The organism is Rothia sp. P100 (assembly GCF_023712425.1).
GTDB lineage: Bacteria > Actinomycetota > Actinomycetes > Actinomycetales > Micrococcaceae > Rothia > Rothia endophytica.
In genome coordinates, this window is the sequence record NZ_JAMAYG010000001.1 from 423,227 (window position 1) to 441,631 (window position 18,405).

An 18,405-nucleotide genomic window follows, 5' to 3' on the forward strand; every position below is an offset into this window, starting at 1 on the left:
TTGCGGGGCTTTTTATCTAGACTTGTTTCTTATGTACCAGGAAAGAACCACCACCGCTTCACTGCCGTTTGTGACAACCAGCGAGGTCACCAGCCCCGCTACAGCGACCGGGGCACTGCCCGTAATTTCTGGCGAGCATGTGCATACTTTGCCTGGTGAGAGCGGCTTCCGCGAGGGCTTGCGCGTTGCCGGTTTCATGTGCCTTGGCTTTGTGGTGATGGGTATGGGTTTGGGTGTGCTGGTGTCATCCTACGGGTTAGCCTGGTGGGTTGCCCCCGTGCTGTCTGCCGTGGTTTTCGCCGGATCTGTTGAATTCTTGTTGGTAGGCATGATCGCGGCCGCCGCTCCCCTATCGCTCATTGCATCCACCACCCTAATTATGAACGCCCGGCACCTGGTCTACGGCATCAGCTACCCGCTACAGAATGTGCGGGGCGGCTTCGCCAAGGCGCTAGCTGTTTACATGCTCTGCGATGAGGCCTATGCAGTAAATACAGGGCCGGGCTCTAAGAATTACCGCCAGGGTAGAATCCTGACCGTTTCGATACTCCTCTGGGTCAGCTGGTGGGGTGGCTCCACCCTGGGCTACTTCGTAGGCGCAGCTTTCCTGAGCAACCTAGCAGGCGTGGACTTCGTCATGACCGGCATGTTCATCATTCTTTCCATCGACGCTTACCGCGCTGTCAAGGATCATGTCACCGCTTCGCTGGCTGCCGCGGCGTCCATCACCGCTATTATTCTCTACCCGCAGTCCATGCTCTTGGTTGCCCTGCTAGCCCTGGTGTGCTTCTTGATTCTGCGCCATCTTGTGCAAGGCCGTCAGGGCGCCTGCAAGAACTCTACCCAGGAGAGTCAGTATGCCTAATACCGGCTACATTCTGACGGCAATTTTTCTGGCTGCCGGCATCACCTTTGCTCTGCGCCTGATTCCCTTCGGTATCAAGAGCGCGCTGAAAGGCAACGCACTGGTAGAGAATCTCTCGCAGTGGGTGCCTATGGGTGCAATTATTTGTCTGGGTTTTTACGTACTGGTTAGCATCGACTACTCCTCAGCCGACACCGCTATCCCCTATCTGGCCGGTTCAGTGACCACTGCCGGTCTGCACCTGTGGCGCGGAAACCTGGCCCTGAGCCTGGTGGCTGGCACCGCGGTCTGCGTAATCCTTTCTAACTGGGTTTTCTAACAGCCTGCTTAAAGACACCTGGCCCCCGCTTGCAGTAGCGAGGGCCAGTTTTTTATGGAGCATTAGAGGACTGCGAGTGCTGCTTCGTAGTCAGGTTCGGTGGTGATTTCATCGACCAGCTGGGTGTAGATCACTTCACCAGCGGAATTGAGGACAACCACGGAGCGTGCCAGGAGGCCTGCTAGAGGGCCATCGGTCATGGTCACGCCGAAGTCTTCGCCGAAGCTATCGCGGAAGGCGGACGCTGAGACGACGTTCTCGATGCCTTCAGCACCGCAGAAACGATCCAGGGCGAAGGGTAAGTCCTTGGATACGCAGAGCACAGCGGTGTTCTCAAGCTTGGCAGCTTCTTCATTGAACTTGCGCACTGATGCGGCGCACACACCGGTGTCAATCGAGGGGAAGATGTTGAGAACAAGGTTTTTGCCCTCAAAGTCTGCGCCGGTGGTGTTTTCGAGACCTGTGGTGACCAGGGTGAAGTTGGGGGCCTGTGAGCCGACGGCAGGCAGTTCGCCTACGGTCTGGACGTCGGTGCCTTGAAATTTAGTTGTAGCCATAGGTTTATTGTGTCTCTGATTACCTACTTCTGGCAAGGTATTTGGCTCTACGCTTACTCTCACTGCTACCTGAGCCTCGACCCTTGTAGGCGCTCATTGCTGGAGAATAAAATACGACTAACGCCAGAAGAAAGGGCAGAGTCAATATGTCAGAAAAGCAGAGCTACCACGGCGAGCGCAAGGTGGTGAACGGTAAGTTGGTGGTGGTTGATTTTGAGACCGATGGGCAGGTTCTCACCAGCGCTAAGGTTTCAGGTGATTTCTTTATTGAGCCGGAGGAGGCTTTCTTTGAACTTGCACCTGCTTTGGTAGGAGCGTCGGTGCATGAGGACGCCGATGCCCTGGTCACCCGCATTTACTCAGCTCTTGTGCAGTTTGACGATGATTTATCTTTACACGGCTTTACTGTAGAAGACATCGCTTTTATTGTGCGCCGTACTCTGGCTGGTGCCAAGGAATTTACAGACTACGACTGGACCATTCTGCGCCCCGGCGTTCTGCCCACTGCGATGAACGTTGCCCTGGATGAGTATCTACTTGAAGAGGTACTGTCTGGGCGGCGCGGGCCTATTGTGCGGTTCTGGGATTGGGAGGACCGTGCCACGGTGATTGGCTCCTTCCAGTCCTACACCAATGAGCTGTGGCCTGAAGGTGTGGCTGAGCACGATGTGCAGGTGGTACGCCGTATTTCTGGTGGCGGTGCAATGTTTATGGAGGGCGGCAACTGCGTCACCTATTCCATCTACGCACCCAAGGAGCTGGTGGCAGGGCTGTCCTATGAGAAGTCCTATGAGTTCTTGGATCAGTGGGTGCTGGCTGCACTGGCAGAGCTGGGTGTGAAAGCGTGGTACAAGCCCATTAACGACATCACCTCAGAAGCAGGCAAGATTGGCGGTGCTGCACAGAAACGCAACACCCGCGGTCTGCTGCACCATGTCACCATGAGCTATGACATTGACGCCGATAAAATGCTGGAAGTCCTGCGTATCGGGCAGGCAAAGATTGTGGATAAGGGTATCCGTTCCGCCAAGAAGCGAGTTGATCCCCTGCGCCGTCAGACAGGCGCCAGCCGTGAAGAAATCGTGCAGACCATGATTAATACTTTCACCGGCAGGTACGGTGCCAGCCTGGGTGAGCTCACCGATGCCGATATGGCTGCTACCCAGAAACTGGTCGATGAAAAGTTCGCCACCAAAGAATGGACTCACCGCGTGCCCTAGTAGGTCTTCAGCGTTTATCTCTGAGCAGGGGCTGCGGCGGCGTCCTTCCACCTGCTGGGAACTTCACCCGCAGTACGTTAGGTGAGGCGAATGAGTGCAACACCGGCCAGCATAACCGCGATACCGGCAGCCTGCAGGACGGTCACAGGGCGACGGGGAGCCTCGAAGATTCCGAACTTATCAACGATGAGTGAGGCAGTCACCATGCCGGTCAATGCGGCCATAATGGTAGAGCCTGCACCGAGAATGGGCACGAAAAGGGCGTTAAAGGTGACGAAGATGGCGCCTAGCGGGCCGCCTACCCACATCCAAAGCGGATTGGCAGTTTTACCGCCTGGCACCCTCACTCTAAATTTGAGGCGGAGCGCCAAGGCAATGAACAGTAATACCAAGGTGCCTACTGTAAAAGAAACGAGAGCAGCCTTCAGCCCGGAACCGATGAGGGTGCCCAGACTCGCGTTGATGGGTGACTGCATGGCCATGAGAAAACCCGAGAAAATAGCCAAAGCCTGCCACCCCAGCTGACTGCCAGGTGAGGTCGCTCCCTGTTGCTGCGTACCACTAGCCGGTGCCTTGGCGCGGCGTCCTAGCAAAACAGCAGCGAACACACCAGTCAAAACCAGAGCAGCCCCGATACTTCTGAAGGGGGTCAGGGAGGTCTGAGGTGCGTGAAAGAGACCGAACTGGTCGATGATGAGGCCCATGAGGATTTGCCCGGTGATGGGCAGGATGACGGACTGCACCCCGCCCAATTTGGGAAAGATAAAGATATTGGTGGTAAGACCGATGACGCCCAGCAGGCCGCCGGTCCAAATCCAAAAGGGTTGTCCGCTCACGTCCTCCGGGGAAAACCAGAAGTGGCCCTCAACAACCGTGGAGAGAAAGAGCAGGAAGAGCGTACCACCGATGAAGGACGCCAAAGATGAGAGGAAAGGGGAACCTACAGACTCCCGCAACCTGGAATTAAAGGTGGTTTGAATGGGAAGCAAAGCCCCACCCAGAATCATGAGGGGCAAAGCGAACATGCGGTAGTCAACTTTCTAGGTCTAGAGGACGTTTAGCATTTTACTCTTGTTCGCTAAACTTGAGCCTAATCAAACTCGCACCACCCTAGAGGGGCAGAATTGTCGCATCCCGCAGATACGCACCAGGTTATTCGTATTACCGGTGCCCGCAATAACAATCTGAAGAACGTCACGGTTGAAATCCCTAAGCGCCGTTTGACGGTCTTCACCGGTATCTCGGGGTCGGGTAAAAGCTCCCTCGCGTTTGGTGTGGTGGCAGCTGAGTCACAGCGCCTGATCAATGAAACGTACTCAGCCTTTGTGCAGGGTTTCATGCCCCACCAGGACCGCCCCGACGTTGACTCAATTGAAGGGCTGACCAGCGCCATCATTGTGGACCAGGAACGCCTGGGCGCCAATCCGCGCTCAACCGTGGGTACAGCCACCGACGCTCTACCCATGCTGCGTATGCTCTTTGCCCGCGTCGGCTCCCCCAACCTTGGTTCCCCTACCGCTTTTAGTTTCAACCAGGCATCGGTACAGGCAACCGGTGCCCGCAAGGTAGGCAACGGCAAGGTGGAGCATGTTACCTTCTCTCGCGCCGGCGGCATGTGCCCCCGCTGTGAAGGCCTGGGTAGAACCAGCGACATCAACATGGCGGAGCTTTTTGATGAAAACCTCACCCTAGAAGACGACCTTTTCACCATTCCCGGCTACAACGCCGGAGGCTGGAACGTGCGCCTCTATAAGGAAAGCGGGCTCTTTCCCGCCGACGTGCCCATCAAAGATTTCACCGAGCAGCAGCGGGAGGACTTCCTCTATAAAGAGGCAACCCGCATGAAAATTGCCGGTATCAATATGACCTATGAGGGCCTCATCCCCCGCCTGCAAAAGTCGGTGCTCAGCAAGGACGCCGAGGGGCTACAGCCGCACGTGCGTGCCTTCGTCGAGCGCGCGGTGACCTTTGTGGATTGTCCCGATTGTGGAGGCTCCCGCCTCTCTCAGGCAGCTCTTGAATCTAAGGTAGCTGGCAAGAACATCGCCGAGTTGAGCGATATGCAGGTCTCAGATCTGCTGACCTGGGTAAAGGAGCTGAATGAGCCCTCTGTGGCTCCACTGGTTGCTAGTCTTGAACACCTGCTGCAGTCTATGGTCACCATCGGCCTGGGCTATATCGCGCTCTCCCGTTCGGCGTCCTCTCTTTCAGGCGGCGAGGCGCAGCGCGCCAAGATGGTACGCCACCTGGGCTCCCCGCTCACTGACGTCACCTACGTTTTTGATGAACCCACCGCAGGGCTGCACCCCCACGATGTGGCAAAAATGAACCAACTGCTCCTGGCCCTGCGCGACCGCGGCAACACCGTGCTGGTGGTTGAACATAAACCAGAAACCATTGCGGTAGCAGACCACATTATTGATATGGGCCCGCTAGCCGGTTCAGGCGGTGGCACCGTGGTCTTTGAAGGTAGCTACGACAATCTGCGCGCAGCTGACACCGTGACCTCCCGCCACCTCTTTGACCGTCAGGGCCTCAAAGGTAGCGTCCGCACGCCGACCGGCGTCCTCACCGTCAAGGACGCCCAGCGCAACAACCTGCGTTCGGTCAGCGTTGACCTGCCGACCGGCGTACTGACCACCTTGACCGGAGTAGCTGGCTCGGGTAAGTCCTCCCTGATTGCTGAGTTCTTCAGCCAGCACGAGGGCAGTGAAGAGCGCATTATCTTTATCGACCAGTCAGCCATCAAGGGCTCGCTCCGCTCTAATCCCGCCACCTACACCGGGCTGCTAGAGCCCATCCGCAAGGCCTTCGCCAAGGCCAACAGAGTAAAGCCCGCTCTCTTCTCTGCAAATTCTGAGGGCGCCTGCCCCGAATGTAAGGGCACCGGTGTCATCGAAACCCAGCTGGGCTTCATGGAAAAATCAACCGCCACCTGTGAAGCCTGCGAAGGCAAGCGCTTTAGCCCTGCCGTGCTGGAATACACATTTGGCGGCAAGAACATCAGCCAGGTGCTCACTCTGCCGGTCGCTGAAGCACTCACCTTCTTCACCAGCTCGGAGGGCAAGATTCCCGCCGTCGCCAAGATTCTCAAGCGCCTATCAGACGTTGGCCTGGGCTACCTTACCCTGGGCCAGCCACTCTCTACTCTGTCAGGTGGTGAACGCCAGCGCATCAAACTGGCAACCCATATGGCTGAACCGGGCGGAATCTACATCTTTGATGAGCCAACAACCGGCCTGCACCTGGCTGATATCGAGCAGTTCTTGGGTCTGCTAGATCAGCTGGTGGACGGTGGAACCACCGTCATTTGCGTGGAGCATCACCAGGCTGTGGTAGCTCACTCCGATCATGTGATCGATGTAGGCCCCGGAGCAGGTCACGACGGCGGCACCATCGTTTTTGAAGGCACCCCGGCACAGCTTGCCCTAGCCACAACCCTGACTGCTCAGCATTTAGCCGCTTATCTCCCACCCACAGAAAACGAGCGCCAAAACCTGCCCGCCTTTTAAAGCCCACCAACGTTCATATATTCACAAGAAAAAGAGAGTTTTTATTAACACACAAAATGAAGTTTTTAGCGCATCACTAAGATGTGCCAAAATTCATTAACCATCAAGAACGTAAACAGCACATAGCTCAGGCGGTATGGGCTGTTCTGGCGCGCGAGGGCGTTCGTGGCGTTTCTGTCCGGACTGTGGCAGCAGAAGCCGGTATCTCAACAGGCTCCCTGCGCCATGTTTTTCCCACCCTGAACGATATGATGCTCTACTCCCTTGATTACAGCGGTCAAAAATTTTTGGCATCGCTCACCAGCCGGAAGGTCACCGGCCCCCTCATCGATCACCTTGAGGATTTGCTGTTCGACTTTTTACCCACGAGCAACGAAAGCCGCATGTACTCTGAGGTGGTAGTTGGCATGCTGGCAGAAGCATCTAACATCCCGGGTGCTGCGCGCATGCTTCAGCAGCAGGAAACCGAGCTGTCCTACACTTACAGTTTTATTCTGAGCCAGCTGAAAGCTCACGGGCGCATCAGATCAGATATCGACGTTCAGTATGAAACTGATACCCTTGTCTCGCTTTTGTTCGGGGTACATGTCTCCTACATGCTCTCTGACCAAACAGCCTCTGACCAGGAGCTGCAGGCGCCACTTAAGATGCATCTCGCGTCCTTAAAGAACACTGACTAGAACCCAAGGAACCTCTTGTGCCTAAACTTATCGATCACACAGAACGTAAAGAGTTTCTCTCAGCAGCAGTGTGGAAGCTCCTTGATGAGCATGGAGTCAGTGCCATTTCAATCAGAAACGTAGCTGCTGAAGCGGGTATTTCGGCGGGTTCTTTGCGGCACTCTTTTAAAAGTCGGCTGGATTTACTCGAGTACGCGCTGCAACTTTTGACGGATCGTATTCAAGAGAACGTGAGAGCCCGGGCTAGAGACGGTCTCACTGTTGATGGTGCCGTGAGGATTCTAGAGTTTCAGATTCCTCTTATTCCTGCCACTGAAACCTACGCACGGGTGATGATGGGCATGATCGCCGAGATGAGATCCACCCCTGAGCTACGGAAAATTGCCCACCGCAGTCTTCAGCAGCTTCGCATCACCTATCATGACATGTTCGCCTGGCTGGAGCGCGCTGGGGAGCTCAAACCGGGCACGGACGCTGCAGCGCAGGCTGATCAATTGCTGATTTTAGGCCAAGGTATCACCGCCAAAACAATTTTAGATGGGCGACGCTCTGAGCCGGTAGATTTGAGCCGAGCCTTTAGAACCCACCTTAATATGGTTCTGGTTCACCCGGTGCCCTATCTAACCGAGGAAGAAATCGCTGAGCTGACTAAAGAACTCGCCAGGTATCGCAGCACTTCTTCCTCGTCGGTCCATTGACGCAGAACGTAGCCGCAGATATAAAAACGCCGTCCTGAACCTAATTGGGTCTGGGAGCGGAGTTTATTGTTCTGTCGGTATGTTCGCTTCTACTATGGCAGAAATACACAGATGAAAAACCGCCCCTACCAACGCTTAGCAACGCGGGCAGGGGCGGGTTACTAAACCTCACACAAAGGCTTAAGAGACGGCGGGGCCTTCAGCCTCAGGTGCAGTTGCGGGGTCTGAAATGACGTCAGCGGGAGCGTCCTTGACTGCCTTCTCAGCAGCCTTTTCAACCTTGTGCTCTGCTCGAGTTTCTTTGACCTCTTCGACCTTAGCCTTGGTCTTGTCAGCTGCAGTGGCAGCTGCTTCCTTAGCCTTTTCAGCTACAACAGGAGCCTTTTCCTTGATGGTCTCTTCGGTAGCCTTGATGCCTTCTTGCACCTTGGGGTCGTGCCAGACGTTGGTGGCCTGGGTCTTGATCTTTTCGTAGCTTTCGCGGCCTGCGCGAGCGCCCAGAACATAGCCGATGCCGATGCCAGCTACTAGTGCGATACGTGCTCTCATGATGTCCACCTTTACGGTTGCTAATAGTGCTGACTACATAATACGCCTACTTAGGGCACTGAGGTAGGTGACACACCGGCCGTTGGTTTTGTGGCGGTTGCATAGCGCCCGGTAATCCCGTCAATCAGGAGGCGGTGACTTCGGGTTTCGGCATACCAGTTGGGCTTCCATACGGCCTCTTGAACATGCTCAAGTAAAAACTCGAAGCTTGCAGCAAGCCTGTAGTGCTTAAGAAATTGTACGTAAGCTGCCTCTTGCGCGATTTTCACCAGCTGCTGACGCTCTACATCATCCAAGGGCTCTTCTTGCACCAGGTCAGAATCTACTGGTTCGCTCGAGAGGTTCCAATCATCCGAAGTCCAAGCTCTGCGAGTGCGGGGGTCTACGAGCACACGAATAAGCTGGCCATTTAGCCGGCGTGAAGGCCCTTTGGGCGACGATACCCTGAACACCACACCTGTAAGCCGGTAATAGCTGGGCTCAAGTGTTCGCGTCCAATCCTTTTCAGGGAAGACCTTTTGAGCTAGCTCAAGAGCTTCGTGGTAGGTCACCGACGCTTTAATAGCCTTCTGCTGTGGCACGGTCTCTACCCACCTTCCGGCATCTGGGCCGACAGGTCAATGTCTTCCTTGACATCCCGAGTTGAGCGGGTGCTAGTGACGCTAGCAGCGCTATCAATGGCGTCCAAAATATGCGCTGAGACTGGGTGTGATTTTTGGGTGAGAAGCGATCCAACAATCATTGCCACCGTTGAACAGACGATACCTATCAGCATGGGGTCCAGCCCAGTTACCGCCCCCAAGTCTCCAAGCTTCCACACAACAGAGACCGAGCTACCTACCAGCATGCTGGCAAGGGCACCCACCTTATTAGCTTTTCTCCACCAGACTGCGCATATATAAGCAGGGGCAAAGGCTGCACCGAGCACAGTTGCCGCGAAAGTAGCGAGGAAGAGGACGGACGGGGGCTGAAGCAACGCCATCGTCAGACCTCCCAGTGCCATAACTAATACGGTGATTCGCGAAACCTTCACCAGGGTATTTTCAGAGACCTCTTTGAGGAAGAAGCGCCCAACAAGGTCACGAGAAGCGATGGTTGAAGCCTGGAGTAGCAGGGCATCAGCGGTAGACATAATTGCGGCCATCACCGCAGCCATAACAATACCTACAGCGAAGCTCGGCAATACAGTTTTTGCAACCTCAAAAATAGCTTGTTCAGGGGCTGCCAGGTTAGGCACCACGATGAGGGCAAGAAGACCGACCAGGTAGGGAGCGGGGATAAAGAGTAAGTTGAAGGCGGTTGAATAAACGCCGGCCATGCGCGATACCGAAGGCTTTTTCATTGCCATATGGGATACAACAACATGGGGCCAGCCCATGTAACCAATCGAGAAGATCAGAAGGGCACCAATAATCAATCCCCACTGATTCTGATATTCAAGGTCAGCACCAAACATGGTGAGCAGGTTGGGGTTGATGGCTTCAATCTGCTGGTGGCCGGCGGTCAGGCCCCCTACTGCCTGCAAGGTGGCGATAAGAATCCAGACCATGCCAATCAACATGATGATGGCCTGGACGAAGTCGGTGTAGGCGACAGCAAGGTAGCCACCGAGGAAGGTGTAGGAGACAATCACCGCTACCGCGATGACAAGGGCAATATCGAAGCTTATACCGGTCACAGAGGCCAACCCGGCACCACCTGCGATGAACTGGCTCATCAGGTAGAGAAAGAGACCACCCAGAGCCAAGATGGATGCAACCATTCTCACGGCTGAAGACTGGTAGCGATTTTCAAGGTACTCAATGGAGGAAATTGATCCCAGAATCTTGGTGAGCTTACGCATGCGTCGGCCGATAATAGAGAGGTTGAGGACGCCGCCGCCCAAATCACCCAGGGCGTACCACATACCAAAGTAACCCGATGAGTACCCGAGAGAGCCAGCTCCAGCGAACATATAGCCCGACATCGAGGAGGACTGCAAACGCAAGGCTGTCACTGCTGGGCCCAAGGAGCGTCCGGCAAGGAGGAAATCTTCTGAGTCATTACCGGACTTTTTCATCGCCCAGATTCCGATCAGAATCATAGCGAGAAAGTAGATGATGAGGAATGCTACTGCAATGTTCACAGCCTAATCCTCCTCATCCGCGTTAGCCCAGTCTCGGGTCATAAAGTAGAACCCTGCGGTGTATATAATCCAGAACAGTGGAATAACGGTCATCACTAGGACGGTAAACCCTGGTAATCCAAACATTTCAAACCCTTTCCGTCTGAGCCTGTAGGCCATTTACGAAACAACCCCATACTTTGAGGCATGGAACACATTGCTGTACTTACTAGTGTTGTGGACAAAGCCTCATTGCTCAATTATCAAAACGTTCTCTTTAGACGGTAATAGATAACAGAGTGTTGCCGGCAGGAATCCTACCTTCGGAACGCTACTGAACTGAATCTACTTTAATAAAAATAAACACCCTAATCTCCCCGCTGCCCCGTTCTTCTCAAGAACGGGGCAGAGCGTGGTGATAGATATTCAATGCTCTGTAGATGAGAATGAGGCTTTATTCCTTTGCTAAGGTATTAGTTTTTCTCATCTAGTTCGGCAAGAGCGGCGTCATAAACATCCAAGCCCCGCACCAGTTCCTCCTCCGAAATCACCAGCGGTGGAGCAACGTGCACCCTGTTAAAGTGCACGAAGGGCCACACGCCGTTCTGCTTGCAGTAACCCGCAAAATCATTCATCGGAGCAGCATCGGCACCAGAGGCGTTGAAGGGCACGAGAGGTTCCCTCGTTTCCCTATCTTTGACCAGTTCGATAGCCCAGAAAAGCCCCAGCCCACGAACCTCACCTACAATGCTGTATTTCTCTTTCATCTCCTCGAGCCGGGGACGCACCACCCTCTCACCCAGGTCACGCACCCGATCAAGAATCCTGTCCTCATCAAAAATTTTGAGGGTCTCTAAACCTGGGGCACAAGCCAAAGGATGACCTGAATAGGTCAGCCCACCTGGGTAAGCCGTCGTAGACCAGGTCCTCTGGATTTCCTTGGAAATAATGACCCCGCCCAGAGGAACGTAACCAGAGTTCACTCCCTTAGCGAAGGTGATGAGGTCAGGCACAACCCCAAAGTTTTCAACAGCAAAAAGAGTGCCTGTGCGCCCGAAACCGGCCATGACTTCATCGGCAATATAGACAATGCCGTACTTGTCACACAGCGCGCGTACCCCTGGCAGGTAACCCTCAGGTGGTACCAGAATTCCATTGGTGCCTACCACTGTTTCCAAGATAATGGCTGCAATGGTCTGAGATCCCTCAAGAATAATCTGCTGCTCCAGATGAGCCAAGGAACGCTCACATTCCTGCCTCTCATCTTCCGACCAGAATGCTGAACGGTAAGTGTAAGGACCAAAGAAATGCACCACCGAGGAATCCGAAGGTTCATTTGCCCAACGTCGCGGGTCGCCTGTCAAAGAAATCGCGGTAGAGGTCGCTCCGTGATAGGAGCGGTAGGCTGACATCACCTTTCGCCGCCCAGTGTAGCCCCGCGCCATGCGCACGGCGTTCTCGTTAGCTTCTGCTCCACCATTGGTGAAAAATACTGAACCGAAGCTCTCCCCCGCCCGCTCCACTATCTCTTGAGCAAGTTGACTACGGGTGTCATTTTTGAAGGAAGGCTGGATGGTGACCAGTCGATCTGCCTGATCTTTGATGGATTGAATCAACCGCTGGTTGCCATGCCCTAGAGCTAGATTAACCAGTTGGGATGAAAAATCAAGGTAGTCTCGGCCCTGGTCATCGGTGAAGGTAGAGCCCTGACCAGAAACCACGTTGACAGGGTCAATGAGGTCCTGAGCTGACCAAGAGTGAAAGACGTTGCCGTCCATAAGTGTTACTCCTTATCTGTGCTAATGAGCAAAGTTAGTTGGTTGGGAAGCCCAGATTAATTTGGGACTCACTCGCCAGCGGCCACCTCTGCGTGACGACCTTACGGCGGGTATAGAAATTAAAAGCTTCTGGGCCGTAAATGTGGGTGTCCCCAAACAAGGAGTCTTTCCACCCACCAAAGGAGAAGGCCCCGATAGGTACAGGGATGGGGACGTTAATGCCGACCATGCCAACCTCAATGTTGAACTCAAATTCTCTGGCGGTACGGCCATCACGAGTGAAGACAATAGCGGCGTCCGCTGCCGCATCAAAATCAGCATCAGGCATAACCGCCATACAGCTATCGAATTTCTAGTGGCCACCGGCGCTAGGGGGCCCGTTGACTTAAGTTCTGCCCTGCACAGAATGAGCGCTCTGAACGCTCAGATTCCTGAGACCGGGGTTGCTTTGCGACGGGCTGACCGAAACCAGTTCGATGGTCTAGTGAACTACTTACATCAGGACGTGAGGGTGCAGGAGTTTGGCGAAACCACCCTGCAGCCTGTGCTGCTGCATGATGCTCGCAACGATTCTGATCTTATGGTGACGCTGAGCACCCTGCTCGAACACCCGACGTCCCGATCAGCAGCGGCCCAGGAGCTTCACCTTTCACGCACAGCCCTCTATTCCCGGATAGCGACCATTGAGAGACTTTTAGCGGTTGATCTCAACAAGGGCGAGGATTTCTTTGGGCTGAGTCTTGCGGTGCGCAGCTACTACGGAGCCTAGCCACTGTTTGGGGCGGGGATCGTTCCATGGGGTGTGTATTAGTTCTGCGCCGGTGGAAACAACGACGCCCATCGTGAAGGGAGTTCTCGAGCAGACTAACCTAGCTGACTGCACCCCGGGCAAGCACAATCATGAGAGGCTGGTTTGCGCCACCCACAAACTCATCCCGACTCCAAGAGCTATATACCTTATCGATATAGAGACCCGCATTCTCTAGGTCTTGTCTGATTACTTCAAGCGAACGGAAGTGCAGGTGAGATTCAAGTTCTAAAACATCACCCGTATCTTCACATCTATTGACCTCCACCATGGTTACTATGCCATTACTATCCGGCTCACTCACGGTCGTCGTTTCATGAAGCACACAGGCAGAGGTCATGCGTTTCCTACCGGTCTTGTTCCACTTTTCCCAGGCTCTGGCATCTGGGTTGCGGGTTTCAAAGGCGAGCACTCCCCCGAGGTTGAGGCCTTGGGCAATATCGCTCAGTGTTTGCTTCCAGGCTTGCCCGAGAATGTGCATGGCGACATTGCCGGTCATGAGGACTAGGTCTGCAGAGTTTGGCTTTATCTGGGATGAGTAGCCCTGCACCCACTGGACGTTGTTCCCGCCTTCTCGTGCCCTGGCGACGTCCAGCATGGTCGAGGCAGGGTCGATGCCCATGACCTTACGGTCAGCACCAGCAAGCGTGACGGTTAGGATGCCGGTGCCGCACCCCAGATCTAAAATGCTTTTGGAGTTTGTCTCCTGCGCTAGCGCCCGGTAGAAGTCGTGGTCAGGACCATCGGGATTGCCTTCATCGTAGATGGCAGCCATCAGTGCCTGCTCATAAGGGTTTTGCGTCATGATGTTTACACTGTAATCAGAAACGACTGACTAATAGTTCCATTTCAACAAATTCGTAGACGCTGCCATTAGTGGGTTGGGAGTAAGTGCGAATAGCTCTAAAGCCTGCCCTCTCGTAAACCTTCATAGCTCTCTCGTTGAAAGCCGCGACACTGAGAACAACACGGGAAGGTGAGCATTCAGCGGCCAGAGTCTCTAGCCCAGCCAGCACAAACTTCAGTCCCAGGCCGCCGCCTGTCAAATCAGGATATAAACCAAGACTAATTTCGTAGGCCTCACCATCTTCTATAGGTGCGGCAGTAAAAAACCCAATTAAGTCTTCTTCACAACGAACCTGCCAGAACTTCTGAGGCCACTGCTCTGGGTTCACAAATTCTTCGTAGTCTTCTGGGTCAGCAGTAGCATCGTAAAAGTCGTAGGGTGGCGGGTACTTCCAGGTATCAGCGATGATTCGGGCAAAATCCCTGGTCATGGGGCTAAAAGAGAGCTTTGCGCCCTTGCAGGGATAGATAAAAGCGGTCATAAAGCAATTCTCTCAAACGCTTACGAGAATGGAAAAGGAACGCCAGCACATGGGAACTCATGTGCTGGCGTTATGTTGAGCGTCTATCTGGGAAGCTATGGAGCCGCTCTTATTAGGCAGTAATTGCCGCTGGTTCAACTTTCAGGTGAGCTAGTAGGGGATCATCTCTCATTTCGTCTACAGGCAGGTTCATCGCCGTTGCAAGAATATCTGCAAGACGACGAGCATCAGACAGATTCTGTTCATCGCTAATCCACCGGTCAAAATCCACCTGGAAATTCTGCTTCTTGGTGATGATGTGTAGCTGCGGATCACGAGGTTTGCTTTCATCCAAGCGAACATAGCGTATATCCGTCAGAGGGTATAACTCTCCTACCGTTCCCTTTTTACGAAGGTCACCATAGCTGACAATGAAGAAGTCAGTTTCCGTGATACCAAAGTAAGAATTAGTTAGTCCTTGATTAACATCTGCGAAAGCGAGCAGCCGAGCATCTGAAGGTAGAGCCCATTTCAGAATATCGTAGAGAGACGTTTCTACCTCCTGCTTGAAGACAGTAAAGTCAGGTGCAGGCTGAGCAGGCTCCCGATAAATATCGTCACCAAGTGCGGCAACAGCCTTGGCCAGCGTAGCCGCTATATCAGCTGATTCCAGCTTACGGCGCCTCTTACCGAAGGGAAGTCGAGCCGACCCACCCTCTGGAGTCAGCGCTTTAACCAGATTGAGCTGTTGGACAAGAGTGCTCAATAGCTTTTCAAGCTTCTGACGAGCCTCTTTGTACTCCCTCTCAGTTGATTCCAAGATCGTTTCAAGTAGAGCCGTAGAATTCTCATCTAAGCTGATATGAGCTGTACGAAGCACGTTCCAGCGATGCCTGGTCCATTCAGCCAAAAGTAGACCATTTGCATCGTTAAGAATGGACTGCTCATTCGATTGAATGTAAGTGCGCTGTTCTTCAGGCCCCACTTCTAGAGCTGAAACATGTTTTTGCACATTATTGGTAAAGAGTTCGCGGCTCTTGATAATCTCGGCTTCTTTACTCTGAATGGGAGCAAAGACCAGACTGGATACAGAACCGATAGCCCGGGCTTCATCGAGTGCTTTAGATACAACTGCATCCAAGGAAATTAAGGTTGCCCAACGGTCTTCTTGGGTTGCCTGACGAATCTCGTTGATAGCCTGGCGGGTGAGTGCCAGATTTTCATCGAGTTTACGGTTTACACTTGCGACCTGCTGGGCAACTGCAGCCAGGGCAAGAGTCGGTAGCATCCCCGGGCCTGTCAGCGTGGCTAATGTTTGCGGTGAAAGCTTAGTCCATTGCATGGAAGCACCGATGGAGCTGCCCTTCATCAGGGATCCATAGTTCACTAGACCATTGGTCATGGGTTTCATGGTCTGCATATCAGCGATAGTTTTAGGAGTGAGCTGAATTAGCCCCTGCAACGCAGAGTCCGTCTTGATGAACTGGCTCCCCACACTACCGACGTTTAGCGCAACGGATAGCCCATCAGTAATCCGGTTACTCGCTTCTTGACTGAGCAAGTCGAAGGACATGGTCTCCAGGCCAGACACAGGCTCTTTGGAGTAAAGCGCGGCAACGCCAGGTCGCAGCTCAATGAGAGCGATTTCTGCCGCCTCTTTGGCGCTTTCACCTTGTTTGATATTTTCTTCTGACATCACTGTTCTTTCTTTGACGTGGTCTACGTCATTATTTTTCTTTTCCAGAATACAACTCAGTTACGCATGAGTAACTTGTTAGTGAGAAGTTTCAGCTTTGTTTTCTTCTCATACCATGCCTTGTAAATTTCGCGAGTTGAAGAAACCGGTAACAGAAAAGCTCTGCCTCTCAGTTGAGAGACAGAGCTTTAGTGACAGTTCTACCGGCTAGTTACCAGTCGCCTAGACGTTGAAGCGGAACTCTACCACGTCGCCGCACATACCAACCTGTGACGATGGGATCGTTGTGAGCCGTTGCCACAGGTCAGGACCCGCGGAAGAGAACCCGACCTAGCTCGGATCGTCCTCGGAAAACAGCCCCTCCAGCAGCACGTCTGCGTGATGCTCGCGCAGGTACCGCTTGACGTCGATGGGGGAGGCATCGTGCTGCAATCCACGCTTGTAGTAGAGCAAGCGCTGGTCCGCGAATTCGAGGATCTCCGACCAGCGACGTACCCAGAACCTGTAGCGTAGCGGGGAGTTCGGGTCGAGCTCAGACTCGTCGAGCAACCCCGACTCACGGCCACGCTGGTTGATGTCGCGCCGCACATCGTTGTTGTAGTCGTTCACGACCAGGACGAAGTCCCAGACAGTGTGGGTGCCGGCAAATTGCGGTTCCTCGACGATCGCGCGCATAGCCCTTGATCTGGTTAGCCTCTTTGTACGACGCAACCACGGATGGGGCCTTCAGCTCCACGACCAGGTGCCGCTTCGTCTCGTGCTCCGGCGCAGCAAGGGAGAACATCAGGTCCAGGCGGCCTTGGCTGCCGTCGGTCTTGGTGACCTTCGTGGTGGGCTCCCCCTCGCGGCCAAGGATGCTGAGGTGTTGCTCGAGCGCTCGAGTGAGACCGATCTCCGAGCTCATCATATTGAACTGTTCCCCGAACACCCAGCTCTCGCGCTCGAGGATCTTGTGCAGGTGGTCGCGCTCCTTGACCAGTCCCTTGGATTCGGGGCTGAAGACGATCTCGCGAAGAGCGCTCAGGAAGTCCAGGCGGTCGGTCACATCAGTAGTCGCCCGGATGAGCCTTGAAAGCGGGGTGCGCTCAAGCAACCGATCGAGCTCTTCGCTCTCGCCTTCGGTGAGCCCGATGTACTGATCCAGGAGCGCCTTCACACCGTCTGGGTTTCGCTGGAGCGTGTCCTTGAGCAGTCCGAGCGTCAGCTTCTCCTGGTCGCGCTTCTTGGGGATGTGCCGACGCACAGCGGTAGCGATGACGTCGAAGGTGGCTCGTTCGACCACTTCTTCGTCCGAGGTCGGATCACCCTCGTACGGGTAGGCCTTGGTCGTTTTCCAGCGGTCGACGAGCTCGCGCCGCTGCTCCTCTCGGCGAGCCTCGAAATGGTCCTCCAGCGTGGAGTCCACGACCTGCATTAGAGATCCGAGCAGGGACGTCTCCTGCTCCATATCGACGAGCAGCACCTCATTGGCGTGCTCAGTCATGTCCTCCCAAAGGACGTACGCGGCGAAGTTGAAGTCGGCGAAGCGCCTGATCGGCGTCTCATCGACGGGAACGCCTTTCTCATCGCAGAGGTAGAGCGTCCGGCCTTTCACATGTCGCCATTCGACGACCTTCAACGCGGCTAGATGCTCGACACCGTCGTAAGACCACCTCAGCTCGTGCTTCGTCTGGCGCTCGATGCTTGCGGCCGGGTCAATCTTGACTCCGTCGTACCGGACTTCTATCGTCGGGAAAGTCAGCAGATGCAGAGCGAGAGCGGCACCGATGCGCGGCCGCGCAGCGTCGCCCTCGAGCCGGCCAAGCGAGTCGCGACCTTCAGCCCGGAACTCCGTGTAGGTCGGTCCTTGTGCGTCAACAGGATCGGGACCGGAGAAGTCGTTACGACGGTCAATCGTCGACGACACGCTAGTCTTCTTGAACGCGCCCGCAGCATCGTGGCCAACGGTCTCCCAGGTGATGCGTGTTCCCAATGCGAAGGCGCGCAGACGCCCCTGGCCAAGCCTGCCGTGCAGAGGTCGCTTCTGACGCTCGGTGACGCGGGCCCCGACCTTCCAGGAGTTCCCCACCCACTTGAAGTCCTGCTCAACTCGTTCGGGGCTCATGCCAAGGCCGTCATCCCGGACGGTGACGCCGACAATACCATCGGCGTCATTGCGTTCGAAAGTGACCGATACCTTGTTGGCGTCAGCATCAAGGCTGTTCCAGATCAGCTCAATGATCGCTCGCACCGGGTCTTTCTCGCCGGCGAGACGCTGGACCAAGTCGTTTCCAGCGTTCAGGATGATTCTAGGCATGACCCCATTGTGCCAG

The 18,405-nt window shown here is 54.5% G+C and carries 19 protein-coding genes and 1 pseudogene; 7 read left to right on the forward strand and 13 right to left on the reverse strand.

Features of this window, described 5'->3' with window-relative positions; translation table 11 throughout:
- Positions 1–31 precede the first annotated feature (31 nt).
- The gene (locus M3668_RS01950) at positions 32–865 is read left to right on the forward strand and encodes an AzlC family ABC transporter permease (protein ID WP_251379149.1); all 834 of its coding nucleotides are present in this window, start codon (positions 32–34) and stop codon (positions 863–865) included.
- Complete coding sequence (locus tag M3668_RS01955) at positions 858–1,184, forward strand: branched-chain amino acid transporter permease (RefSeq protein ID WP_251379150.1); 327 nt, start codon at positions 858–860, stop codon at positions 1,182–1,184. The genes M3668_RS01950 and M3668_RS01955 overlap by 8 nt, the downstream gene beginning before the upstream one ends.
- Before the next feature lie 62 nt (positions 1,185–1,246).
- On the opposite strand, the gene tpx is transcribed toward M3668_RS01955, so the two are convergent.
- Positions 1,247–1,741: a thiol peroxidase gene (gene tpx, locus M3668_RS01960; protein ID WP_251379151.1), complete on the reverse strand. Its 495-nt coding sequence runs from the start codon at positions 1,739–1,741 to the stop codon at positions 1,247–1,249.
- A gap of 146 nt (positions 1,742–1,887) precedes the next feature.
- Between tpx and M3668_RS01965 the strand changes: the two genes are divergently transcribed.
- Positions 1,888–2,961 carry a lipoate--protein ligase family protein gene (locus M3668_RS01965; RefSeq protein ID WP_251379152.1) on the forward strand — a complete coding sequence of 358 codons (1,074 nt, stop codon included), beginning with the start codon at positions 1,888–1,890 and terminating at the stop codon, positions 2,959–2,961.
- A gap of 77 nt (positions 2,962–3,038) precedes the next feature.
- On the opposite strand, the gene M3668_RS01970 is transcribed toward M3668_RS01965, so the two are convergent.
- Positions 3,039–3,986, reverse strand: a complete 948-nt coding sequence (locus M3668_RS01970; RefSeq protein WP_251379153.1) for a DMT family transporter — start codon at positions 3,984–3,986, stop codon at positions 3,039–3,041.
- A gap of 99 nt (positions 3,987–4,085) precedes the next feature.
- Here M3668_RS01970 and M3668_RS01975 point away from each other — a divergent pair, with 99 nt between their 5' ends.
- The 3 genes from M3668_RS01975 (at position 4,086) to M3668_RS01985 (ending at position 7,851) form a co-directional block, all read left to right on the forward strand.
- On the forward strand, positions 4,086–6,473 hold the full coding sequence (locus M3668_RS01975; protein ID WP_251379154.1) for an ATP-binding cassette domain-containing protein: 2,388 nt from the start codon (positions 4,086–4,088) through the stop codon (positions 6,471–6,473).
- 83 nt (positions 6,474–6,556) lie between these two features.
- Positions 6,557–7,153 (forward strand): TetR/AcrR family transcriptional regulator, encoded by a 597-nt coding sequence (locus M3668_RS01980; RefSeq protein WP_237202164.1) that lies wholly within the window; start codon positions 6,557–6,559, stop codon positions 7,151–7,153.
- A 17-nt stretch (positions 7,154–7,170) separates the two neighbouring features.
- Entirely contained in the window at positions 7,171–7,851 is a 681-nt protein-coding gene (locus M3668_RS01985) for a TetR/AcrR family transcriptional regulator (RefSeq protein WP_251379155.1), read from the forward strand.
- A gap of 180 nt (positions 7,852–8,031) precedes the next feature.
- Here the strand turns inward: M3668_RS01985 and M3668_RS01990 are convergent, their stop codons facing one another.
- From M3668_RS01990 to M3668_RS02010, 6 genes and pseudogenes are all read right to left on the reverse strand, one after another.
- Entirely contained in the window at positions 8,032–8,400 is a 369-nt protein-coding gene (locus tag M3668_RS01990) for a YtxH domain-containing protein (protein ID WP_251379156.1), read from the reverse strand.
- A 50-nt stretch (positions 8,401–8,450) separates the two neighbouring features.
- Positions 8,451–8,981: a hypothetical protein gene (locus M3668_RS01995; RefSeq protein ID WP_251379157.1), complete on the reverse strand. Its 531-nt coding sequence runs from the start codon at positions 8,979–8,981 to the stop codon at positions 8,451–8,453.
- A 5-nt stretch (positions 8,982–8,986) separates the two neighbouring features.
- Positions 8,987–10,525 (reverse strand): sodium/proline symporter, encoded by a 1,539-nt coding sequence (locus M3668_RS02000; protein ID WP_251379158.1) that lies wholly within the window; start codon positions 10,523–10,525, stop codon positions 8,987–8,989.
- 3 nt (positions 10,526–10,528) lie between these two features.
- Positions 10,529–10,651 carry a hypothetical protein gene (locus M3668_RS10980; protein ID WP_285835627.1) on the reverse strand — a complete coding sequence of 41 codons (123 nt, stop codon included), beginning with the start codon at positions 10,649–10,651 and terminating at the stop codon, positions 10,529–10,531.
- A 326-nt stretch (positions 10,652–10,977) separates the two neighbouring features.
- Entirely contained in the window at positions 10,978–12,282 is a 1,305-nt protein-coding gene (locus M3668_RS02005) for an aspartate aminotransferase family protein (protein WP_251379159.1), read from the reverse strand.
- 34 nt (positions 12,283–12,316) lie between these two features.
- Positions 12,317–12,574: pseudogene (locus M3668_RS02010) on the reverse strand (aldehyde dehydrogenase family protein); the annotation flags it as partial.
- Positions 12,575–12,688: 114 nt separating this feature from the next.
- On the opposite strand from M3668_RS02010, the gene M3668_RS02015 reads away from it, so the two are divergent.
- Positions 12,689–13,051, forward strand: a complete 363-nt coding sequence (locus M3668_RS02015) for a PucR family transcriptional regulator (protein WP_251379160.1) — start codon at positions 12,689–12,691, stop codon at positions 13,049–13,051.
- Positions 13,052–13,151: 100 nt separating this feature from the next.
- Here the strand turns inward: M3668_RS02015 and M3668_RS02020 are convergent, their stop codons facing one another.
- The 5 genes from M3668_RS02020 to M3668_RS02040 form a co-directional block, all read right to left on the reverse strand.
- Positions 13,152–13,895, reverse strand: a complete 744-nt coding sequence (locus M3668_RS02020) for a class I SAM-dependent methyltransferase (RefSeq protein ID WP_251379161.1) — start codon at positions 13,893–13,895, stop codon at positions 13,152–13,154.
- Positions 13,896–13,911: 16 nt separating this feature from the next.
- The gene (locus M3668_RS02025) at positions 13,912–14,418 is read right to left on the reverse strand and encodes a GNAT family N-acetyltransferase (protein WP_251379162.1); all 507 of its coding nucleotides are present in this window, start codon (positions 14,416–14,418) and stop codon (positions 13,912–13,914) included.
- Positions 14,419–14,530: 112 nt separating this feature from the next.
- On the reverse strand, positions 14,531–16,093 hold the full coding sequence (locus tag M3668_RS02030; protein ID WP_251379163.1) for a hypothetical protein: 1,563 nt from the start codon (positions 16,091–16,093) through the stop codon (positions 14,531–14,533).
- A 330-nt stretch (positions 16,094–16,423) separates the two neighbouring features.
- A complete protein-coding gene (locus M3668_RS02035; protein WP_251379164.1) occupies positions 16,424–16,702 on the reverse strand; it encodes a hypothetical protein in 279 nt (92 codons plus the stop codon).
- Entirely contained in the window at positions 16,650–18,389 is a 1,740-nt protein-coding gene (locus M3668_RS02040) for an ATP-binding protein (protein WP_251379165.1), read from the reverse strand. Before M3668_RS02040 ends, M3668_RS02035 begins: the two co-directional genes overlap by 53 nt.
- Between the last annotated feature and the right edge of the window lie 16 nt (positions 18,390–18,405).

What these genes read in the sequence shown, in the direction of transcription:
- M3668_RS02020 (WP_251379161.1), bottom strand. Translation starts at nt 13,895, where the DNA reads ATGACGCAAAACCCTTATGAGCAGGCACTGATGGCTGCCATCTACGAT.
- M3668_RS01950 (WP_251379149.1), top strand. Translation starts at nt 32, where the DNA reads ATGTACCAGGAAAGAACCACCACCGCTTCACTGCCGTTTGTGACAACC.
- M3668_RS02030 (WP_251379163.1), bottom strand. Translation starts at nt 16,093, where the DNA reads ATGTCAGAAGAAAATATCAAACAAGGTGAAAGCGCCAAAGAGGCGGCA.
- M3668_RS01965 (WP_251379152.1), top strand. Translation starts at nt 1,888, where the DNA reads ATGTCAGAAAAGCAGAGCTACCACGGCGAGCGCAAGGTGGTGAACGGT.
- M3668_RS01955 (WP_251379150.1), top strand. Translation starts at nt 858, where the DNA reads ATGCCTAATACCGGCTACATTCTGACGGCAATTTTTCTGGCTGCCGGC.
- M3668_RS10980 (WP_285835627.1), bottom strand. Translation starts at nt 10,651, where the DNA reads ATGTTTGGATTACCAGGGTTTACCGTCCTAGTGATGACCGTTATTCCA.
- tpx (WP_251379151.1), bottom strand. Translation starts at nt 1,741, where the DNA reads ATGGCTACAACTAAATTTCAAGGCACCGACGTCCAGACCGTAGGCGAA.
- M3668_RS01990 (WP_251379156.1), bottom strand. Translation starts at nt 8,400, where the DNA reads ATGAGAGCACGTATCGCACTAGTAGCTGGCATCGGCATCGGCTATGTT.
- M3668_RS02005 (WP_251379159.1), bottom strand. Translation starts at nt 12,282, where the DNA reads ATGGACGGCAACGTCTTTCACTCTTGGTCAGCTCAGGACCTCATTGAC.
- M3668_RS01970 (WP_251379153.1), bottom strand. Translation starts at nt 3,986, where the DNA reads ATGTTCGCTTTGCCCCTCATGATTCTGGGTGGGGCTTTGCTTCCCATT.
- M3668_RS02025 (WP_251379162.1), bottom strand. Translation starts at nt 14,418, where the DNA reads ATGACCGCTTTTATCTATCCCTGCAAGGGCGCAAAGCTCTCTTTTAGC.
- M3668_RS02015 (WP_251379160.1), top strand. Translation starts at nt 12,689, where the DNA reads ATGAGCGCTCTGAACGCTCAGATTCCTGAGACCGGGGTTGCTTTGCGA.
- M3668_RS02040 (WP_251379165.1), bottom strand. Translation starts at nt 18,389, where the DNA reads ATGCCTAGAATCATCCTGAACGCTGGAAACGACTTGGTCCAGCGTCTC.